The 15,928-nt window shown below is 66.2% G+C and carries 12 protein-coding genes; 3 read left to right on the top strand and 9 right to left on the bottom strand.

The window, feature by feature from the left end; all coding sequences use genetic code 11:
• Positions 1-150 precede the first annotated feature (150 nt).
• Positions 151-534 carry an Rv3235 family protein gene (locus tag F8O09_RS09465; RefSeq protein WP_158055122.1) on the top strand — a complete coding sequence of 128 codons (384 nt, stop codon included), beginning with the start codon at positions 151-153 and terminating at the stop codon, positions 532-534.
• A gap of 86 nt (positions 535-620) precedes the next feature.
• Here F8O09_RS09465 and secA read toward each other — a convergent pair whose 3' ends face one another.
• From secA to ahcY, 6 genes are all read right to left on the bottom strand, one after another.
• On the bottom strand, positions 621-3,311 hold the full coding sequence (gene secA / locus F8O09_RS09470) for a preprotein translocase subunit SecA (protein WP_158042769.1): 2,691 nt from the start codon (positions 3,309-3,311) through the stop codon (positions 621-623).
• 130 nt (positions 3,312-3,441) lie between these two features.
• Positions 3,442-4,095 carry a ComF family protein gene (locus F8O09_RS09475; RefSeq protein WP_158055123.1) on the bottom strand — a complete coding sequence of 218 codons (654 nt, stop codon included), beginning with the start codon at positions 4,093-4,095 and terminating at the stop codon, positions 3,442-3,444.
• A 61-nt stretch (positions 4,096-4,156) separates the two neighbouring features.
• Positions 4,157-5,863, bottom strand: a complete 1,707-nt coding sequence (locus tag F8O09_RS09480) for a GerMN domain-containing protein (RefSeq protein ID WP_158055124.1) — start codon at positions 5,861-5,863, stop codon at positions 4,157-4,159.
• Positions 5,860-7,392: an MtrAB system histidine kinase MtrB gene (gene mtrB / locus F8O09_RS09485; protein WP_158055125.1), complete on the bottom strand. Its 1,533-nt coding sequence runs from the start codon at positions 7,390-7,392 to the stop codon at positions 5,860-5,862. Before mtrB ends, F8O09_RS09480 begins: the two co-directional genes overlap by 4 nt.
• Positions 7,393-7,394: 2 nt before the next feature.
• Positions 7,395-8,072, bottom strand: coding sequence for an MtrAB system response regulator MtrA (gene mtrA, locus F8O09_RS09490; RefSeq protein WP_158031977.1), 678 nt, complete (start codon positions 8,070-8,072; stop codon positions 7,395-7,397).
• Positions 8,073-8,075: 3 nt separating this feature from the next.
• Positions 8,076-9,548, bottom strand: coding sequence for an adenosylhomocysteinase (gene ahcY / locus F8O09_RS09495; RefSeq protein ID WP_158031978.1), 1,473 nt, complete (start codon positions 9,546-9,548; stop codon positions 8,076-8,078).
• Positions 9,549-9,620: 72 nt separating this feature from the next.
• Here ahcY and F8O09_RS09500 point away from each other — a divergent pair, with 72 nt between their 5' ends.
• Positions 9,621-10,037, top strand: a complete 417-nt coding sequence (locus tag F8O09_RS09500) for a hypothetical protein (protein ID WP_158031979.1) — start codon at positions 9,621-9,623, stop codon at positions 10,035-10,037.
• A gap of 9 nt (positions 10,038-10,046) precedes the next feature.
• On the opposite strand, the gene F8O09_RS09505 is transcribed toward F8O09_RS09500, so the two are convergent.
• From F8O09_RS09505 to F8O09_RS09515, 3 genes are read right to left on the bottom strand one after another with little or no spacing between them, the layout of a single operon-like run.
• Entirely contained in the window at positions 10,047-11,555 is a 1,509-nt protein-coding gene (locus F8O09_RS09505) for a DUF5719 family protein (protein WP_158055126.1), read from the bottom strand.
• On the bottom strand, positions 11,545-14,358 hold the full coding sequence (locus F8O09_RS09510) for a glycosyltransferase family 2 protein (RefSeq protein WP_158055127.1): 2,814 nt from the start codon (positions 14,356-14,358) through the stop codon (positions 11,545-11,547). Before F8O09_RS09510 ends, F8O09_RS09505 begins: the two co-directional genes overlap by 11 nt.
• A gap of 16 nt (positions 14,359-14,374) precedes the next feature.
• Entirely contained in the window at positions 14,375-14,692 is a 318-nt protein-coding gene (locus tag F8O09_RS09515; protein WP_158031982.1) for a WhiB family transcriptional regulator, read from the bottom strand.
• Between the two features lie 194 nt (positions 14,693-14,886).
• Between F8O09_RS09515 and galE the strand changes: the two genes are divergently transcribed.
• Positions 14,887-15,870, top strand: a complete 984-nt coding sequence (gene galE / locus F8O09_RS09520; RefSeq protein WP_158055128.1) for a UDP-glucose 4-epimerase GalE — start codon at positions 14,887-14,889, stop codon at positions 15,868-15,870.
• The last annotated feature ends 58 nt before the right edge of the window (positions 15,871-15,928 follow it).

Raw genomic sequence — 15,928 nt, forward strand, 5'->3', positions numbered from 1 at the left:
GCGCCCCGACTCCACGCCGGCTCTCCACAGATCTCTCCACAGCATCCGCCACCTTAAAGGCACCCGACTTTTAGTCTGAGACCACGTCAGATCGGTCGTCTGCAGATCGCCGGCTGGCGCCGTTACAGATCACGATCAAAGGGGAACACCATGTCAGGCCAGACGTCATATCCACCGAACCGCAGCAGTCAGACGAGCTTCGAGCGCCGTCTGATCCAGCTCTTCGTCGCCGCCCAAGAGGTGGATGCCGGCGTGCGCCCGGCGGAGCATCTCACGAGGTGGGTGTCTGACGACGTGCTCATGAAGATCCGGGTTCGTTCAGAGCTCGCTCAGCAGAGGCACCGCCTCAGGCGAGCACGGCCGGCGCGGCCGGACGTGCGCGTGCTGCGCACACTGGTTCGCCCGACCTACGATCTGAGCCGCGTCGACTGCGTCGTGGTGTTCACCAAAGACGGTGTACGCACCCAGGTCGCGACCGTGGTCTTCGGCCGGAGTCGGGAGCGCTGGCTGGTCGAAGAGCTCGCCGTGCTGTAGCCCGTCTGAGCAGACGAGTCAGGCCGGTCTCCCAGGTGGGACGACCGGCCTGACTGCTGCCATCGGCGACTGTGCGCCCGAGACGGCTATTTCTGCTTGTTGGCGCGCCGCTGGGCGCGGTTGGCGGCCGGTGCCGGCTTGCCTTCGCCGCCGTCGCTCTCGGCGCCGTCTTCGTCAGCCGCAGAGTAGCTGTACTGCGCCGGCTTGTCGGTGCGATCGAGGCCCTTCGCCTCGACCTGCACGTCGGGAATGCCGTCGCCGTCGATGTCTTTGTGCTCGATCTGCACATCGAGGTTGAACAGGAACCCGATCGACTCCTCTTTGATGCCGCCCATCATCTGGTTGAACATCGTGAAGCCCTCGCGCTGGTACTCGACCAGCGGATCGCGCTGCGCCATCGACCGCAGGCCGATGCCTTCTTTGAGGTAGTCCATCTCGTAGAGGTGATCGCGCCACTTGCGATCCAGCACCGAGAGCACGACGCGGCGTTCGAGCTCGCGCATGGCCTCGTCACCGAGCTGCTGCTCGCGCTTCTCATAGGCGATGCGGGCATCTGAGAGCAGCTGCTCTTTCAGCATCGGCACGGTGACTCGGCCAAGGTCGCCACCGGCCTCTTCGATCACCTCGTCACGGGTAACCGACACGGGGAAGACGCCCTTGAGGTCACGCCAGAGTCCGTCGAGATCCCACTGAGCCGCCGACCCCGAGGTCACGTGGTCGTCGACGATCGCCTCGACGCTGTCGGTGAGGAAGCCCTGCACCTGTTCGGCGAGGTCGGCCCCATCGAGGATGCGCCGACGGTCGGCGTAGATCGCGTTGCGCTGGCGATTCATCACGTCGTCGTACTTCAGCACGTTCTTGCGAATCTCGGTGTTGCGCGCCTCGACCTGCCCCTGGGCGTTCTCGACCGCACGCGAGACCATCTTCGACTCGATCGGCGTCTCGTCTTCCGGCGAGGTGCGAGCCATCAGCGCCTCGGCCGCCGACGAGTTGAACAGCCGCATCAGATCATCTTCGAGCGACAGGTAGAAGCGCGACTCGCCGGGGTCTCCCTGACGGCCGGAACGACCGCGCAGCTGATTGTCGATGCGACGTGACTCGTGCCGCTCGGTGCCGAGCACGTACAGACCGCCGGCCTCGATGACCTTCTCGGCTTCGTCGTGCACACGCTGTCTGACGTCGGCGAAGGCGGTGTCCCAGGCCTCTTCGTACTCTTCTGGGGTCTCGGTCGGAGAGAGCCCGCGGCTGGCCAGCTCAGACACCGCCAGGAACTCGGCGTTGCCGCCGAGCATGATGTCGGTGCCACGACCGGCCATGTTCGTGGCCACCGTGACCGATCCGAGGCGACCGGCCTGAGCCACGATCGCGGCCTCACGCGAGTGGTTCTTGGCGTTCAGCACTTCGTGTTTGACCCCGCGCTTGGCGAGCAGACGCGAGAGGTACTCGCTCTTCTCGACGCTCGTGGTGCCGACCAGCACCGGCTGACCGGACTCATGCCGATCGACGATGTCGTCGACGACCGCGTGGAACTTGGCCTCGGCCGTGCGGAAGATGAAGTCGGCCTGATCTTTGCGGATCATGGGCCTGTTCGTGGGAATCGGCACGACGCCGAGCTCGTAGGTGCTCGAGAACTCCGCCGCTTCGGTCATGGCGGTACCGGTCATGCCGGCGAGTTTGTCATACGAGCGGAAGTAGTTCTGCAGCGTGATCGTGGCGAGGGTCTGGTTCTCGGCCTTGACCTCGACGCCCTCTTTGGCCTCGATCGACTGATGGATGCCCTCGTTGTAGCGACGACCCTGCATGATTCGGCCCGTGTGCTCGTCGACGATCAGCACCTCGCCGTTGAGCACCACATAGTCTTTGTCGCGTTTGAAGAGCGCCTTGGCTTTGATGGCGTTGTTCAGGAACGAGATCAGCGGGGTGTTCGCCGACTCGTACAGGTTCTCGATGCCGAGGTAGTCTTCGACCTTCGAGATGCCGGACTCGAGCACGCCGATGGTGCGCTTCTTCTCGTCGACCTCGTAGTCAGTGCCCTCTCTGAGGCGACGGGCGACCTTGGCGAACTCGCCGAACCACCGGTTGGCGTCGCCGTCACCAGGACCCGAGATGATCAGCGGGGTACGAGCCTCGTCGATCAGGATCGAGTCGACCTCGTCGACGATGGCGAAGAAGCGCTCGCGCTGCACGAGGTCGCTCTTCTGCCAGGCCATGTTGTCACGCAGGTAGTCGAAGCCGAACTCGTTGTTCGTGCCGTAGGTGATGTCGGCGGCGTACTGCTCGCGACGCTGCTGCGGAGTCTGCCCTGCGACGATGCAGCCGGTGGTCATGCCCAGCGCACGGAACACGCGGCCCATCAGATCGCTCTGGTACTTGGCCAGGAAGTCGTTGACGGTGACGACGTGCACGCCTTTGCCCGCGATCGCGTTCAGGTAGGCCGGCAGCGTCGCGACCAGGGTCTTGCCCTCACCGGTCTTCATCTCGGCGATGTTGCCCTGGTGCAGTGCCGCGCCGCCCATGATCTGCACGTCGAAGTGACGCATGCCCAACGTGCGGTCGGCAGCCTCGCGCACGGCGGCGAATGCCTCGGGCAGCAGATCGTCGAGCGTCTCGCCGCTGTCATAGCGGTCACGCAGACGCTGCGTCTCTTCGTGAAGCTCGTCATCGCTGAGCTCTTTGTAGTCGTCGCCCAGCGCGTTGACCTGGCTGACCACCCGCTTCAGTCGTTTGAGGATGCGCCCCTCACCGATGCGCAGGATGTTGTCGACGATTCCAGCCACGTGTCCACTCTCTCTCAGGTCTCGTGCAGGCCTCAGCACACTGTCAGTCGCTGCCGCAGGGCGCACACCGAACCATTCTACGTGTCTGCGAGCAGAAGTGTGGGGCCGTCTCAGAGAATGCCCAGCTCTCTCATCGAGCAGCCAGAGCACGAGGCGTTCGCGCAAGCACCAGCATTCCGACGACGTCTCCGCCGCCCGCGAGCACTGCGTCTCTCGCCGCTCGCATGGTGGCACCCGTCGTCATCACGTCGTCGATCAGCAGCACCTGCCGCCCGACGACCGTACCCCGGTCTGCATACAGCGCATCTGCGAGGTTGCTTCGTCGGGCCGAGGCGCTGAGTGCCCGCTGGTCGTGCAGCTTCCGAACCGGCCAGAGCACGTCTTCACGCACGGACTCCCCGCTGCGCCCGAATGCCCGCTCGGCAAGACAGAAGCCTCGTCGGCGTCGGGCAGCCGCCGACGACGGCAGCGCCGCCCACAGTGCGCCGTCAGAGGCGAGCCGTCGACGTGCGACTGCTGCAAGCCGGTTCGCATGCATGCGCAGCAAGCCGAGTTCGGCTGTGCGCCGATCGTCTTTCACCGCACGGATGACGACGCGGATGCGACCGTCATGGTCGTCCCACCCCAAGCAGGGCACACCTTCGACGCACACGACCGTCGGAGAATCGTCGAACGCCTGCAGACAGGTGGCGCACAGAGCCGTCGACGTCCTGCCTCCGCAGGCAAGGCAGGACTCAGGCAGCAGCAGCGTGCCGATCTCACGCAGCGCGCCCATGATGTCCATGCGTCGAGCATCGCCCAAGAAGGAATCGACAGACCAGCCCTCGACACCCCCTGTGCACGTGTCAATGCCAGATGGTGGTCAGTGCAGAGACGCGCACTCCGAGTTCGGTCACGCTGCCGCTCTGCACAGAGAAGAGCCGGTCGTCACTCACCACGCGCAGCTGACCGTCGCGGGGCGCGCCGACGAGCTGCGTGACATGCCCGTGCACTGTGGCCTGAGTGCCGCTCCCGCTCATCGAACGGACGAGGATCGTGCTTTCACCCGTCGAGGACCCCGGAGCGAGTGCCACCGCGACCTGGTCGTCGGCGTTCCAGGCGAGGGCCGTCACCGTGCCTGACGCCTGTCCGAGCTCGGTCGCCGCGGTGAGCTCGGCCGGATGCCCCGTCGCGTCACGACGCACGCCGAACGCCAGCAGGCGGATGTTCTGTCCCTCGGCCACCGCGACTCCGACGCGGGCACCGTCCGCAGCTGCGGCAGCGGCGACCACTGCTCCAGTGCCGACGACGTCTGCGGGCAGCGGCAGCGCACCCGAGACTCCGCTGTTGGCATCGACCCAGACGATCTGGCCGTCGCGCAGCGTCCAGGCGGTGCCGACGACGTCGATCGATGCGACGCCCGACGCCGTTCCGCTCAGCACGCGCGGGTTCTGATCGTCGCCCATGTAGTGCATGCCGTCGGCTGCGGCCGCGGCCAGTCGCCCACGCGCCACACTCAGCGAGCTGACCGAGGTATCGGTCAGCGCCGAGCGAACCGGCTGCAGCTCGGATGGCAGAGGATCGACCGGCTGCCAGCTCTGGCCGTCCATGGCCTGCAGGCTCTCGCCTTCGGACCCGAGCACGACGCCGTTCTGGGTATGGGGAAAATCAATCTCAGCGGTCGGAATGGTGGGCAGATCGATGCGCAGATTGTTGACGGTGAGACTGACCTCGTGGATGTCGTCGACCTGCTCGAGCGAGCGCACCAACAGGGTCTTCACCTGACGCTGGTGCAGTTCGTCGAGTGAGAGGAACTCACCGCTCAGCGAGATCGAGGCGACCCCGCTGCTCACGCCCACGGCCTCGACCGCCAGATGCAGATCGCTGCCGATCAGCTGCTGCACGCCGGCCTGCACGGTGGGCACGGGGCCGGAGAGAAAGGCCTTGACCAGTCGTGTGGCCGTCTGATCGCCCGCCTGGAACCAGCGGACGTCGGGCACGAGCGTGTCGCCGGACGTCGAGAGGTAGGCGAGCCGCGCTGGTCTGAACACCAGGTCGAAGCTCGCTCGCGTCATCAGCACTCCGTCGGGTGCGGAGCTGATGCGCCACTGTCCGTTGACCTGCACGAGCGAGTACTCCTGCTTCAGCCGAGACGTCTGCTCGCGGTAGACGCCGACGGCGTCGACCGTCGCCTGCAGCGCACCCGTTGCCTCGACGTGGCCGCTGTCGTGATCGTCGAGGTCGGGCATGCTGTCGAGCACCTGCACCTGCGCATCTGGCTGCCAGCTGGCTGCCAGACCGTCGGTCAGAAACTCTCGGGCGACAGAGTGGCTGCCTCTGGTGTCTGCCGACGCCAGGATGAACCCGTTGATGACCTCGATCGGGCTCGCGCCGTCAGCCGGCCCCGAGGCGTTGACCACGTAGCCGCTGCTGTTCTCGCTGCCTCCGCTGTCGACCACGCGTTGCGGCGACCCGGAATCGGGCAGCCGGACGCATCCGCCGAGCAGCAGAGCAATCGGCAGCAGCACAGCGGCGACCAGCCCGACGAGCACTCGTTTCGGCCCGCTCGTCATGAGCTCTCCTCTTCGAGAGGCAGCGTGATCGTGAACGTCGCTCCGTGCCCCAGCTCGGACTCCGCCGAGACGCTGCCGCCGTGCAGCTGCATGTCCTCACGTGTGATCGACAGCCCCAGCCCGGTGCCGCCGAGTGTGCGCTGACGCGAGGCGTCGGCCCGCCAGAACCGGTCGAACACGTGTTCCAGATCGTCGGCCGAGATGCCGCGACCGTGGTCGACGACACGGATGCGCCCGACGGCCGGCGTCGCCCCGCTCGGTCGATCGACGACGACCTCGATGGGTGATCCTGCGCCGTGCTCCAGAGCATTCGAGAGAAGGTTGCGCACCGCCCGCCCCACTCGCACGCTGTCGATGGATGCAGGCACGACCCCGTCTGGAGCCGTCACCGTGATCGGGCTACCCTGTCGCTGGGAGAGCGCCTCGCAGTCGGTGACGACGCTGCGCACCAGGCCGACGAGATCGACCTCTGAACGGTCAAGCGCGACGACGCCGGCGTCGAGACGGCTGGTCTCGAGCAGCTCGCTCAGCAGCCGTTCGAAGCGCTGCACTTGGGTGTGCAGAATCTCGGCCGATCGACGCGTCGCCCCCTCCAGATCGTCGCGCCTGGCGTAGATGACGTCTGCTGCCAGGCTGATCGTGGTGATCGGCGTGCGCAGCTCATGTGAGACGTCCGAGACGAAGCGCCGCTGCAGCGTCGACAGCCGGCGCAGCTCGAGGATCTGACGTTCGAGCGAGTCGGCCATCTTGTTGAACGAACGCCCCAGCGCGACGGCCTCGGCCGCGCCTGTCTGGGGCAGACGCTGCCCGAGGTCGCCTCGTGCGAGGCGGCTCGAGACTTGGACGGTGCGGCGAATCGGCCGCAGAATCAGCGAGGTGACGATGACCGCGATCGCGCCGGTCATCAGCACCAGCACGAGAGCCGCGATCAACAGCATCAGCTGCACGAACTCCAGCGTCTGCTGCTCGGGGGCCAGCGAGTTCTCGATGTAGATCTCGTGCTCGCCGGCGAGCGGCACGCTGAACGAACCGCCGACCACGATGGCGGGCTCTCCGGAGGCTCCCTTCACCGACTGCCAGAAGATCGTGTCGGGGTTGGCCTGCACCTGTTCGCGCAGCGATGCGGGAATGCTCTGCGCGTTCAGCGAGGCGCTGATCAGATCGGGGCTGTTCAGCACCGGCCGCTCGCCTGATTCCGTCTGCAGCAGCGCGACCTGCTGTGAGAGGGCCAGAGACTCGGCGCTGCGCAGCATCGACACTTTCAGCGTCTGCAGAGACTGTTCGTCCTGCGCCGTCGAGCCCAGACCGATCGATCGCACGTCTTCGATCGCCGACTGGCTGAGACCGACCACCGTCTCGCTGCGCGACTTGAACAGCTCGGTCGAGATGCGCAGTGAGATGAGTCCGAACACGAGCAGTGTGGTCAGCGTGCTGAGCACCAGAGACACCACGAGCGCGCGAGCCGTGAGCGAGCGCCGCAGCCACTGCATCAGACGCCGGGCGGGCACGCGAAGCAGATTTGCCGCCACGATCAGCGCTCTCCTGCGGTGTAGCCGACGCCGCGCACGGTGAGCACGTACTCGGGGTTCTCCGGGTCGTCCTCGATCTTGGCCCGCAGGCGCTGCACGTGCACGTTCACCAGTCGGGTGTCGGCCTTGTAGTGGTAGCCCCAGACCTCCTCGAGCAGCTGGTCGCGGCTGACGACGACCCCGGGCTGTCGAGCCAGGGCCGCCAAGAGGTCGAACTCGAGCGGTGTGAGTCGCACGATCTCGCCGTTCTTCGTGACCTGATGCGCTGCGGTGTCGATCGTGAGCGCGCCAAGACGCAGCACCGAGGCGATGTCTCCGGGCAGTCGGCGAAGGCGGGCTTCGATGCGGGCCACGAGCTCCTGCGGTGAGAACGGTTTGGACACATAGTCGTCTGCGCCGGCGGCGAGCCCGGCGACCACGTCGGTGGTGTCGGTGCGCGCTGTGAGCATGACGACGGGCACATCGGATTCTCTGCGGATGCGTCGCGCCACTTCGACGCCGTCGAAGCCGGGCAGCATCACGTCGAGCAGCACCAGATCAGGGTGCTGCTCGCGGCAGGTCTGAACGGCTGACGGCCCGTCCGCTGCCGTGACGACCGACCACCCCTGCCCGCGCAGCACGATCTCGATCATCTCCAGCAGATCGGGATCGTCGTCGACGGCGAGAATGCGATGTGCCATAGGTCAGTACCGATAGTGATCCGGCTTGTACGGGCCGTCGACGGGAACGCCGAGGTAGTCGGCCTGTGCAGGCGTCAGAGTGGTCAGCTCGACGCCGAGGGCGGCAAGATGCACCCGTGCCACGTGCTCGTCGAGCGCCTTCGGCAGCCGGTGCAGGCCGATCGGGTATGCCTCGAGGTTGGTGAACAGCTCGATCTGCGCCAGCACCTGGTTGGTGAAAGAGGCACTCATGACGAAGCTGGGATGCCCCGTGGCGTTGCCGAGGTTCAGCAGGCGTCCCTCGCTGAGCACCAGGATGCTGTTGCCGTTCGGCAGGTGCCATTCGTCGACCTGCGGCTTGATGTTCACTTTGCTGGCGCCCTGAAGCCGTTCGAGACCGGCCATATCGATCTCGTTGTCGAAGTGCCCGACGTTGCCGACGATGGCGTGATTCTTCAGTTTCAGCAGCTGATCGACGGTGACGACTCCGAGGTCGCCGGTGGCGGTCACCACGATGTCGACCTCGTGGGCGACGTCGTCGAGTCGGGCGACTTGGAAGCCGTCCATCGCCGCCTGCAGCGCACAGATGGGGTCGACCTCGGAGACGATCACGCGAGCACCCTGGCCCCGCATCGCCTCGGCCGCGCCCTTGCCGGTGTCGCCGTAGCCGGCGACGAACACGACCTTGCCCCCGATCAACGTGTCGGTGCCGCGGTTGATGCCGTCGGGCAGAGAGTGTCGAATGCCGTATTTGTTGTCGAACTTGCTCTTGGTGACCGAGTCGTTCACGTTGATGGCCGAGAACTGGAGTTCGCCATCGCGGGCCATGTGCGCCAGCCGGTGCACACCGGTCGTCGTCTCTTCGGACGACCCTTTGATGTCGTGGATGACGCGAGTGAACCAGCCTGGACGTTCCGACAGCAGCGCGTCGATGACCGCCCACATGGCCGTCTCTTCGTGGCTGAGCTCATGCGACGGCCGCGAGGTCGCATCCTGCTCGGCTTGGAAGCCGAGGTGCACGAATCCGGTGGCGTCTGCCCCATCGTCCAGGATCAGGTTCGGGCCGATCCAGTCAGCACCCTGCTGCTCGGCCTCATGCGACCAGTCGAACACCCGAGCGAGCATCTGCCAGTACTCGTCGACCGTCTCGCCCTTCCACGCGAAGACCGGGACACCCGCCGGCGCATCCAGTGTGCCGTGGGGGCCCACCACCACAGCGGCGGCGGCTTCGTCCTGCGTCGAGAAGATGTTGCACGAGCTCCAGCGCACCTGGGCGCCGAGCGCGACAAGCGTCTCGATGAGCACAGCGGTCTGCACCGTCATATGCAGCGAACCGGCGATACGAGCGCCCTTCAGCGGCTGCTGCCCGGCATACTGCTCACGAAGCGACATCAGACCCGGCATCTCGTACTCTGCGAGACGGATCTGGTGTCGACCTGCCTCGGCGAGCGTCAGATCGCGAATCTGATAGTCGAAGGGCTCGTGGGTCTCGCTCATTGGGCAGTGCTCCTTGCAGTATCGACGGACTGTACCAACTGTAGTCGGTGCGCTCGCCTCTAGACTGGAGCCATGTCAGCGTCTTCGTCTCACCCGTCACGCTCCGGGCACCGGTCACGGCACCGCCGTCTGCGCAGCCGTGTCGGAGGTCCGTACCTGCAGAGGCTCGGCTCTCGCCGACAGGCGCTCATCGACCGGATCACCGCCACGAGTTCGTACGTCAAAGCGAACTGGGCCCCCGAACTCGACGACGTGACAGTCCTGCTCTCCGACATGCCGAATCAGCTCAAAGACGGGCATGACCCTCGTTGGACGGTCGATCAGAGTCAGCGCACCATCGTTCTGCATCGCCTGCCCCTGACCCTCGGCGCCGAGGTGGAGGACGCCGACGAGGTGCAGCGTCAGATGACGATCGAATACTGCGTGCTGTCGGCTTTCGCCGAACTCACTGGACGTCAGCCGTGGGAGATGCACGGCCACCAGATCTAGCGGTCGACGTCAGCGCGCCAGAACGTCCACCGCGCCAGCGGCTTCTGGCCCCGCCAGCGCGGTCGCCGCGATGCCATCGCCACCGTTCGTCACCACCGCGAGATGCACGGCCTGTGTCGGACGCACCTCGACGGACTGCCCCGCCGAGAGATCCAACGAGCCGATGCCGCTGTCGTCGAGCTGAACGTCTCGTGACGCCCCGTCGACCTGCACCGAAACCGTCGACGACGGTGCGCCGCTGAGCTTCAGGGCCAGCGAAGTCGGAGTCGACGGAACGGCGAACGACAGCGGCGCCGTCACGGCGTCTGAGCTCTGCAGCCAGGTGAAGTCGGCCTGATCGCGCCCGCCCGAGGTCACACGCGCTGCGGCGACGATCGATGCGTCTGCCGTGATCGAGATCTGGTAGTCGCCGTCAGGCAGGTCACCAAGCGGCGTGTCGACGACGACCCCCTGCGTCAGTGAGACGTCGAACGACCGCGAGTCGGCGCCGCTCACGGTCACGTGTGCGACTGTTCCTTCGTCTGGCGAGAGCAGGCGAAGCACCGGCTGAGTGTCCTCCCAGCCGCCCTCGCCTGCCAGGCCTGCACGATCGGCTCCGCCGGAGATGCGCACACCGGTGATGTTCTGCTGCGTCGCGGGCTGAGCCCCCGGCGCCTGCACATCGAGGCCGCCGGCTTCGAGACCGCGCACGGTCGACTGCTGCAGAAACGCGGCGACCGGCGCTCGCACCGCCTGCACGCGCACGAAGATCTGCTGATCGGTGGTGGTGACGGCCGAGATCGGCAGCACACGCTCGCTGCCTGCTTCGACATTCAGCTCCCCGGTGCTTGACAGAAGCTGTCCTTCGCCGGTGAAGACCGTGAGCGTCACCGTCGAGGCGAGCGAGCTCGGGTTGACCACACGCACCGACGTGGAGCGTCCGACCTGCTGAGAACCGCCGCCGATCCAGCTGTCGAACGTCGGGCTGGTGCAGTCGGCCAGCAGCGTGCCCCTGCTCTGCCCATCGTCGACCCGTGCACCGCTGAGCACGCCCAGCGCAGACTGATGGTCAGTGCTGGTACGCACGACGGTGCTTGCTGAGACGCCGTCGCGTGTCGCGACTCCGCCGGCCGTGCCGAACGGTGTCGGCTCCGACTGACCGACGCTCTGCACCGTGAGGTCTGAGTCAGAGATCGCAGCGATCGATCCGCTGCCCACGGCGTCACCGGCATCCACCGAGGTCATGGAGCCCCCGGTGCGGAACCCGACCGGGCAGACACGAGTGCTCTCGACCGAGGCCGGCACAACGGTGCTCGCCTGACGACTGAGGTCGACTTCGGGTGTGGCGAATCTGGTCAGCGCCCATCCCCCGGCAACCAATGCGACGACCACCACGACGCTGAGCAGCCACCGGGAGGCGTGGCGAGCGACACGGCGGACGCCGCCCGGCTGCTTCCCGCTCGACGACGCCTCTGGCTGGGCTGCGGGGGTATCGGAGATCTTCGGGGTCGTTTGTTCGGATGCCGTATCAGACATCATCGGCGTCTCCTTCCAGCAGCGAGAGTGCCGACGACGTCTCGGCCTCGTCGCGCAGGCGGCCGGTCGGCAGGCTCAGCGCGAGGAAGAACAGCAGCACGATCGCCTGCGGCACGATGAGCCACCAAATGCTGGGCCCGGAGTCGGTCACCGCAGTCGATCCAGTGACGCGCCACAGCTGACCGATGTCGCTGCGACCAGCCGGCTCGAGCGCGGTGTTGGCGTCAAGCACCGAGCTCACGCGATCGGTCGAGACGGTGGAGTCAGCGGCGCGCAGCAGGACGAAACGGGCCCCCATCTGGTTCAGCGCGTCCGTGGGATCGTAGCCGCTGTAGCTCGCCAGATTCGACACGGTCGATTCGACCTGCTGCCGGCCGTCGTCGAGGCTTCTCGCGCTGATCACTTGACGATGTCGGCCCTGCAGCGTGCCGAAGAACGCCGACGGAGTCGTCGTCGCATCAAACGACCCGTCGGGATTCGCGACGATCTCGAGCACACGCCCGCCGGGGGCGTTGCGCTCTTCGGCCTGAACCAGCGCCGGAGCGGTGTTCGCGACCGCCCCCACGGCCCCGCCCTGACTGATCGCCAGCGCTCCCGGCGCGGCGATGCCCACGGCGACACCGCAGACGGCGACGGCCGCCGCTGTCTTCGCCAGGCCGACCCGTGCGCCGACAAGCGTGCCCGAGATAGCCACCAGCAGGAACAGCGTCGCCGCAGAGAGCAGCGGGGTCGTGTCCCAGGTGCTGGGCGCTCCGAAGACCCGGATCGACGTGATCCCTGACAACACGACGGCCAGTGCACCAGTCGCCGAGAACAGGACGAGACCGATGAGGACGCGTCCCCAACGATGGGTGAAGAGACCGACCAGCCCGATGACGATGAGCACCGCCGCCGAGATCGCGGCGACAGCCTGTGCGACCAGCGGTTGGCCGTCGAGAGCAGGAACCAGGGTCTGCCAGAGCCATGGAGCGGATCCGGGCAGCAGCAGATCAAGGGGATCGTTCGGGCCGCTGGACGGCAGCGAGCCGCCGATGGAGAGGAGCCCCAGCCAGTCGTGAGTCACGACTGCGTCGCGCACCGGCCCCACCCAGACCACGAGGCTGGGGATCAGCACCGCCCAGAGAGACCGCAGCAGTCGGTGTGCGAAGACCGACCAGACGAGGATGCCCGCCAGCAGGACGATCCATCCGATCGGCGAGCAGGCGCTCAGCAGGGCGAGCCAGAGGCCCGCAGCGGCTGCGCGACCAATCGAGCGCTCTCGACCGTTTCCGGGGCGGGCCACCGCGAGCAGAGAGCCGACCGCCAGAGGCAGCACGATGTGGAAGACCGTCGGTGACAGGTCTCCCGAGACGAGCGCCTGCACGAACACCGGTGACAGCGCCCAGACGACAGCGCCGACGATGCGCACCCAAGACGTCTTCGACAGCGCCCGCATCAGATACCAGCCGGACGCGAAGGCGAGCGGCATCGCTGTCAGCAGCAGGAGCACAATGACGGTCGACGGATGCCAGAACGTGAGGGCGGAGAGCAGAGTCCACAGGGCGGAGTTCGGATCGGTCATCAAACCGGTGTCGACGGCACCGAAGTGCTGCAGCGAGAAAAGCGAGGTGAAGCTCGCCCACCAGTCAGGCCGCAGCGGCTCGACTGCGCCGCCCGAGACCTCGCCTGCGGCGATCAGGCGCCACAGCAGCAGCACGTTGAACGCCCACAGCGCGAGAGCGACCAGGGGGGCCTTCGAGCGCCAGAACGGCACCGTGTCATCGTCGTCGACGTCGGTGTCGATGAAGAGAGCCTCTTCACGCTGATCGGCACGCAGTCGGTTCACGCTGCCCGCTGAAAGCAGCAGCGGTTCGATGGCCGACCATGGGGCGACCGAGGCATCGGCGATGCGTCTGCGGTGCGCGGCCACACGGCCGCGACTGAACATGGCGGTGACAGTGGCTGCCCACTCCCCTGCAATCAGTCCGGGACGCTTGTCGAAGAGGTGCTGCAGAGTTCGCCCGAACGCGATGAAGGGCAACGCAAGCCACAGAAACACTGCACTTGTGCCGGTGGTGTAGCTGAGCCGACGGTACAGCTGCGCCCAGCGCACCTGGCGATACTTCGGCCGACGCGTCCGCGCGGCCGGAGTGCTGCTGCGTTCGCTGAGACGATGATGCGCCACACGGGCCGAAGGCACGGTGACGACACGAGCCCCGGCGAGGCGCGCACGGATGCCGAGGTCGAGTCCGTCGTCGCTGAAGGCCAAATTGGTGTCGAGGCCGCCGAGACGCCTCCACAGCCCGCCTTGGATGAGCATGCCGGCCGTGCCGACGGCGAGCACGTCGGACTGCGTATCGAACTGCGCCTGGTCGAGCTCCCCTGCGGCGGGGCTCACCTTCTCGCCGCGGGTCGTCATCGTGAGGCCGAACTCGTCGAGATGATCGGGACGGTCGGCGTCGATCAGCTTCGGCCCGAGCAGCAGCGCACTCGGCGACCGATCGTGCTCGGAGAGAAGATGAGCGAGAGCGGTGGGCTCGGGCGTGCTGTCGTCATGCAGGAGCCAGAGCCAGTCGTCATCCTGCAGATCGGGGATGACAGCGTCGACGGCGTCGCCGACAGCTGCACCGAACGATGTGTCTGCTCCGGTGCGAACGATGTAGTTGACGCCGCCGGCTCTGGCGACGGCTGCGGAGTCGTCGGTTGATGCGGTGTCGACGACGATGACTGGCACCTGCACCGTCTGCTGGCGCAGGCCCGTGAGTGTGTCAGCCAGCTGCGACGCACCGTTGTGCACGACGACGACGGCGAAAATGCGTGCGCTCATCTAAGACTGCTGCCTTTCAGACTGCACGCCTTCTGAGCTTTCTGCGCTCACGCTCACTCAGACCACCCCAAATACCGAATCGCTCATCATTCTGAAGAGCATACTCAAGGCACTGGGCGCGCACTTCGCAGGATGAGCAGATGCGCTTCGCATCTCGGGTAGAGCCGCCCTTCTCTGGAAAGAACGCCTCTGGATCGGTCTGGGCGCACAGCGCCTCAGACTGCCATTCGAGCACGCCGGCTTCGCGATCATAGCCGGTATAGCCGGCCACACCGCGCAGAATGGGGTCGTCGAACCAGTCGTCAGGCACCGCGCTGAGATGCTGCTCGGCCATGCAGGTGCCTCCCTCTGTGCAGATGGTGTGTAAGCAATTCGACCTGTCTAATTACACCCGTGTAATTCTCCTGAGTCAAGTCGAACCGCATCGGAAACCGGGCTGCCGACAGGTCGTCATCGACACCGCATCCTCGAAACGGCGAGTCCTTCGCATCCGCGTCGAGCAGACACCAGTCGGTATAGTTGGCTCTCATGGGAACTCTGATTACCGGCGGTGCCGGGTACATTGGCGCACATGTCGTCCGTCTGCTGCAGGAGCGTGGCGAACACGTCGTCGTCGTCGACGACCTCACGACCGGGGCAGCCGATCGAGTCGGTGACGCCACGCTGCATCAGTTCGACATCTCGGCCGCCGGCGCGAACGAGCGACTCGCTGGCATCATGCGCGATGAGCAGATCGACTCTGTCGTCCACTTCGCGGCGAAGAAGCAGGTCGGCGAATCGGTCGAGCGTCCGCTCTGGTACTACCGCCAGAACCTCGACGGTCTGAACAACGTCCTGCAGGCGATGGTCGACGCAGATGCGCAGAACATCGTCTTCTCGTCCTCCGCAGCGGTCTACGGCGAACCCGACGTGGCCGTCGTGCCCGAAGACGTCGTCTGCCAGCCGATCAATCCCTACGGCCAGACCAAGTTCGCGGGTGAATGGCTGATCGACGCCGTTGCTCGCGCCCACGGCATCCACGTCGCCAAGCTGCGCTACTTCAATGTCGCGGGCTCAGGCTGGGACGACCTCGGCGATCCGGCCATTCTGAACCTCGTTCCCATGGTGTTCGACCGCATCGCCCAGGGAAAAGCGCCGCTCATCTTCGGCGACGACTACCCCACCCCCGACGGCACCTGCGTGCGCGACTACATCCATGTCTACGATCTGGCCGACGCACATCTGAGCGCACTCGCCTATCTCAAGGGCGACGACCGCTCAGAGTCGACCTTCAACATCGGCACCGGCAGCGGTTTCAGCGTGCGCCAGGTGGTCGACGAGATCCTCAAGGTCACCGGGAGCGATCTGGTGCCCGAGGTGCGCGGCCGGCGGGCGGGCGACCCTCCGCAGCTCATCGCCGACAGCTCGCGAGTGAATCAGGTGCTGGGCTGGCACGCCAGCCACGACCTGTCTGATATCGTGACGAGCGCCTGGCAGGCCTGGCTCGTCAGCCACCCCGGCACTGAGGTCTGAGGCTCGGCCTGCACCGCATCCCACATACACCGACAGCAATGCGATGATCGCACAGGAG

Source organism: Pseudoclavibacter sp. CFCC 11306 (assembly GCF_008831235.1).
Lineage (GTDB): Bacteria > Actinomycetota > Actinomycetes > Actinomycetales > Microbacteriaceae > Pseudoclavibacter_A.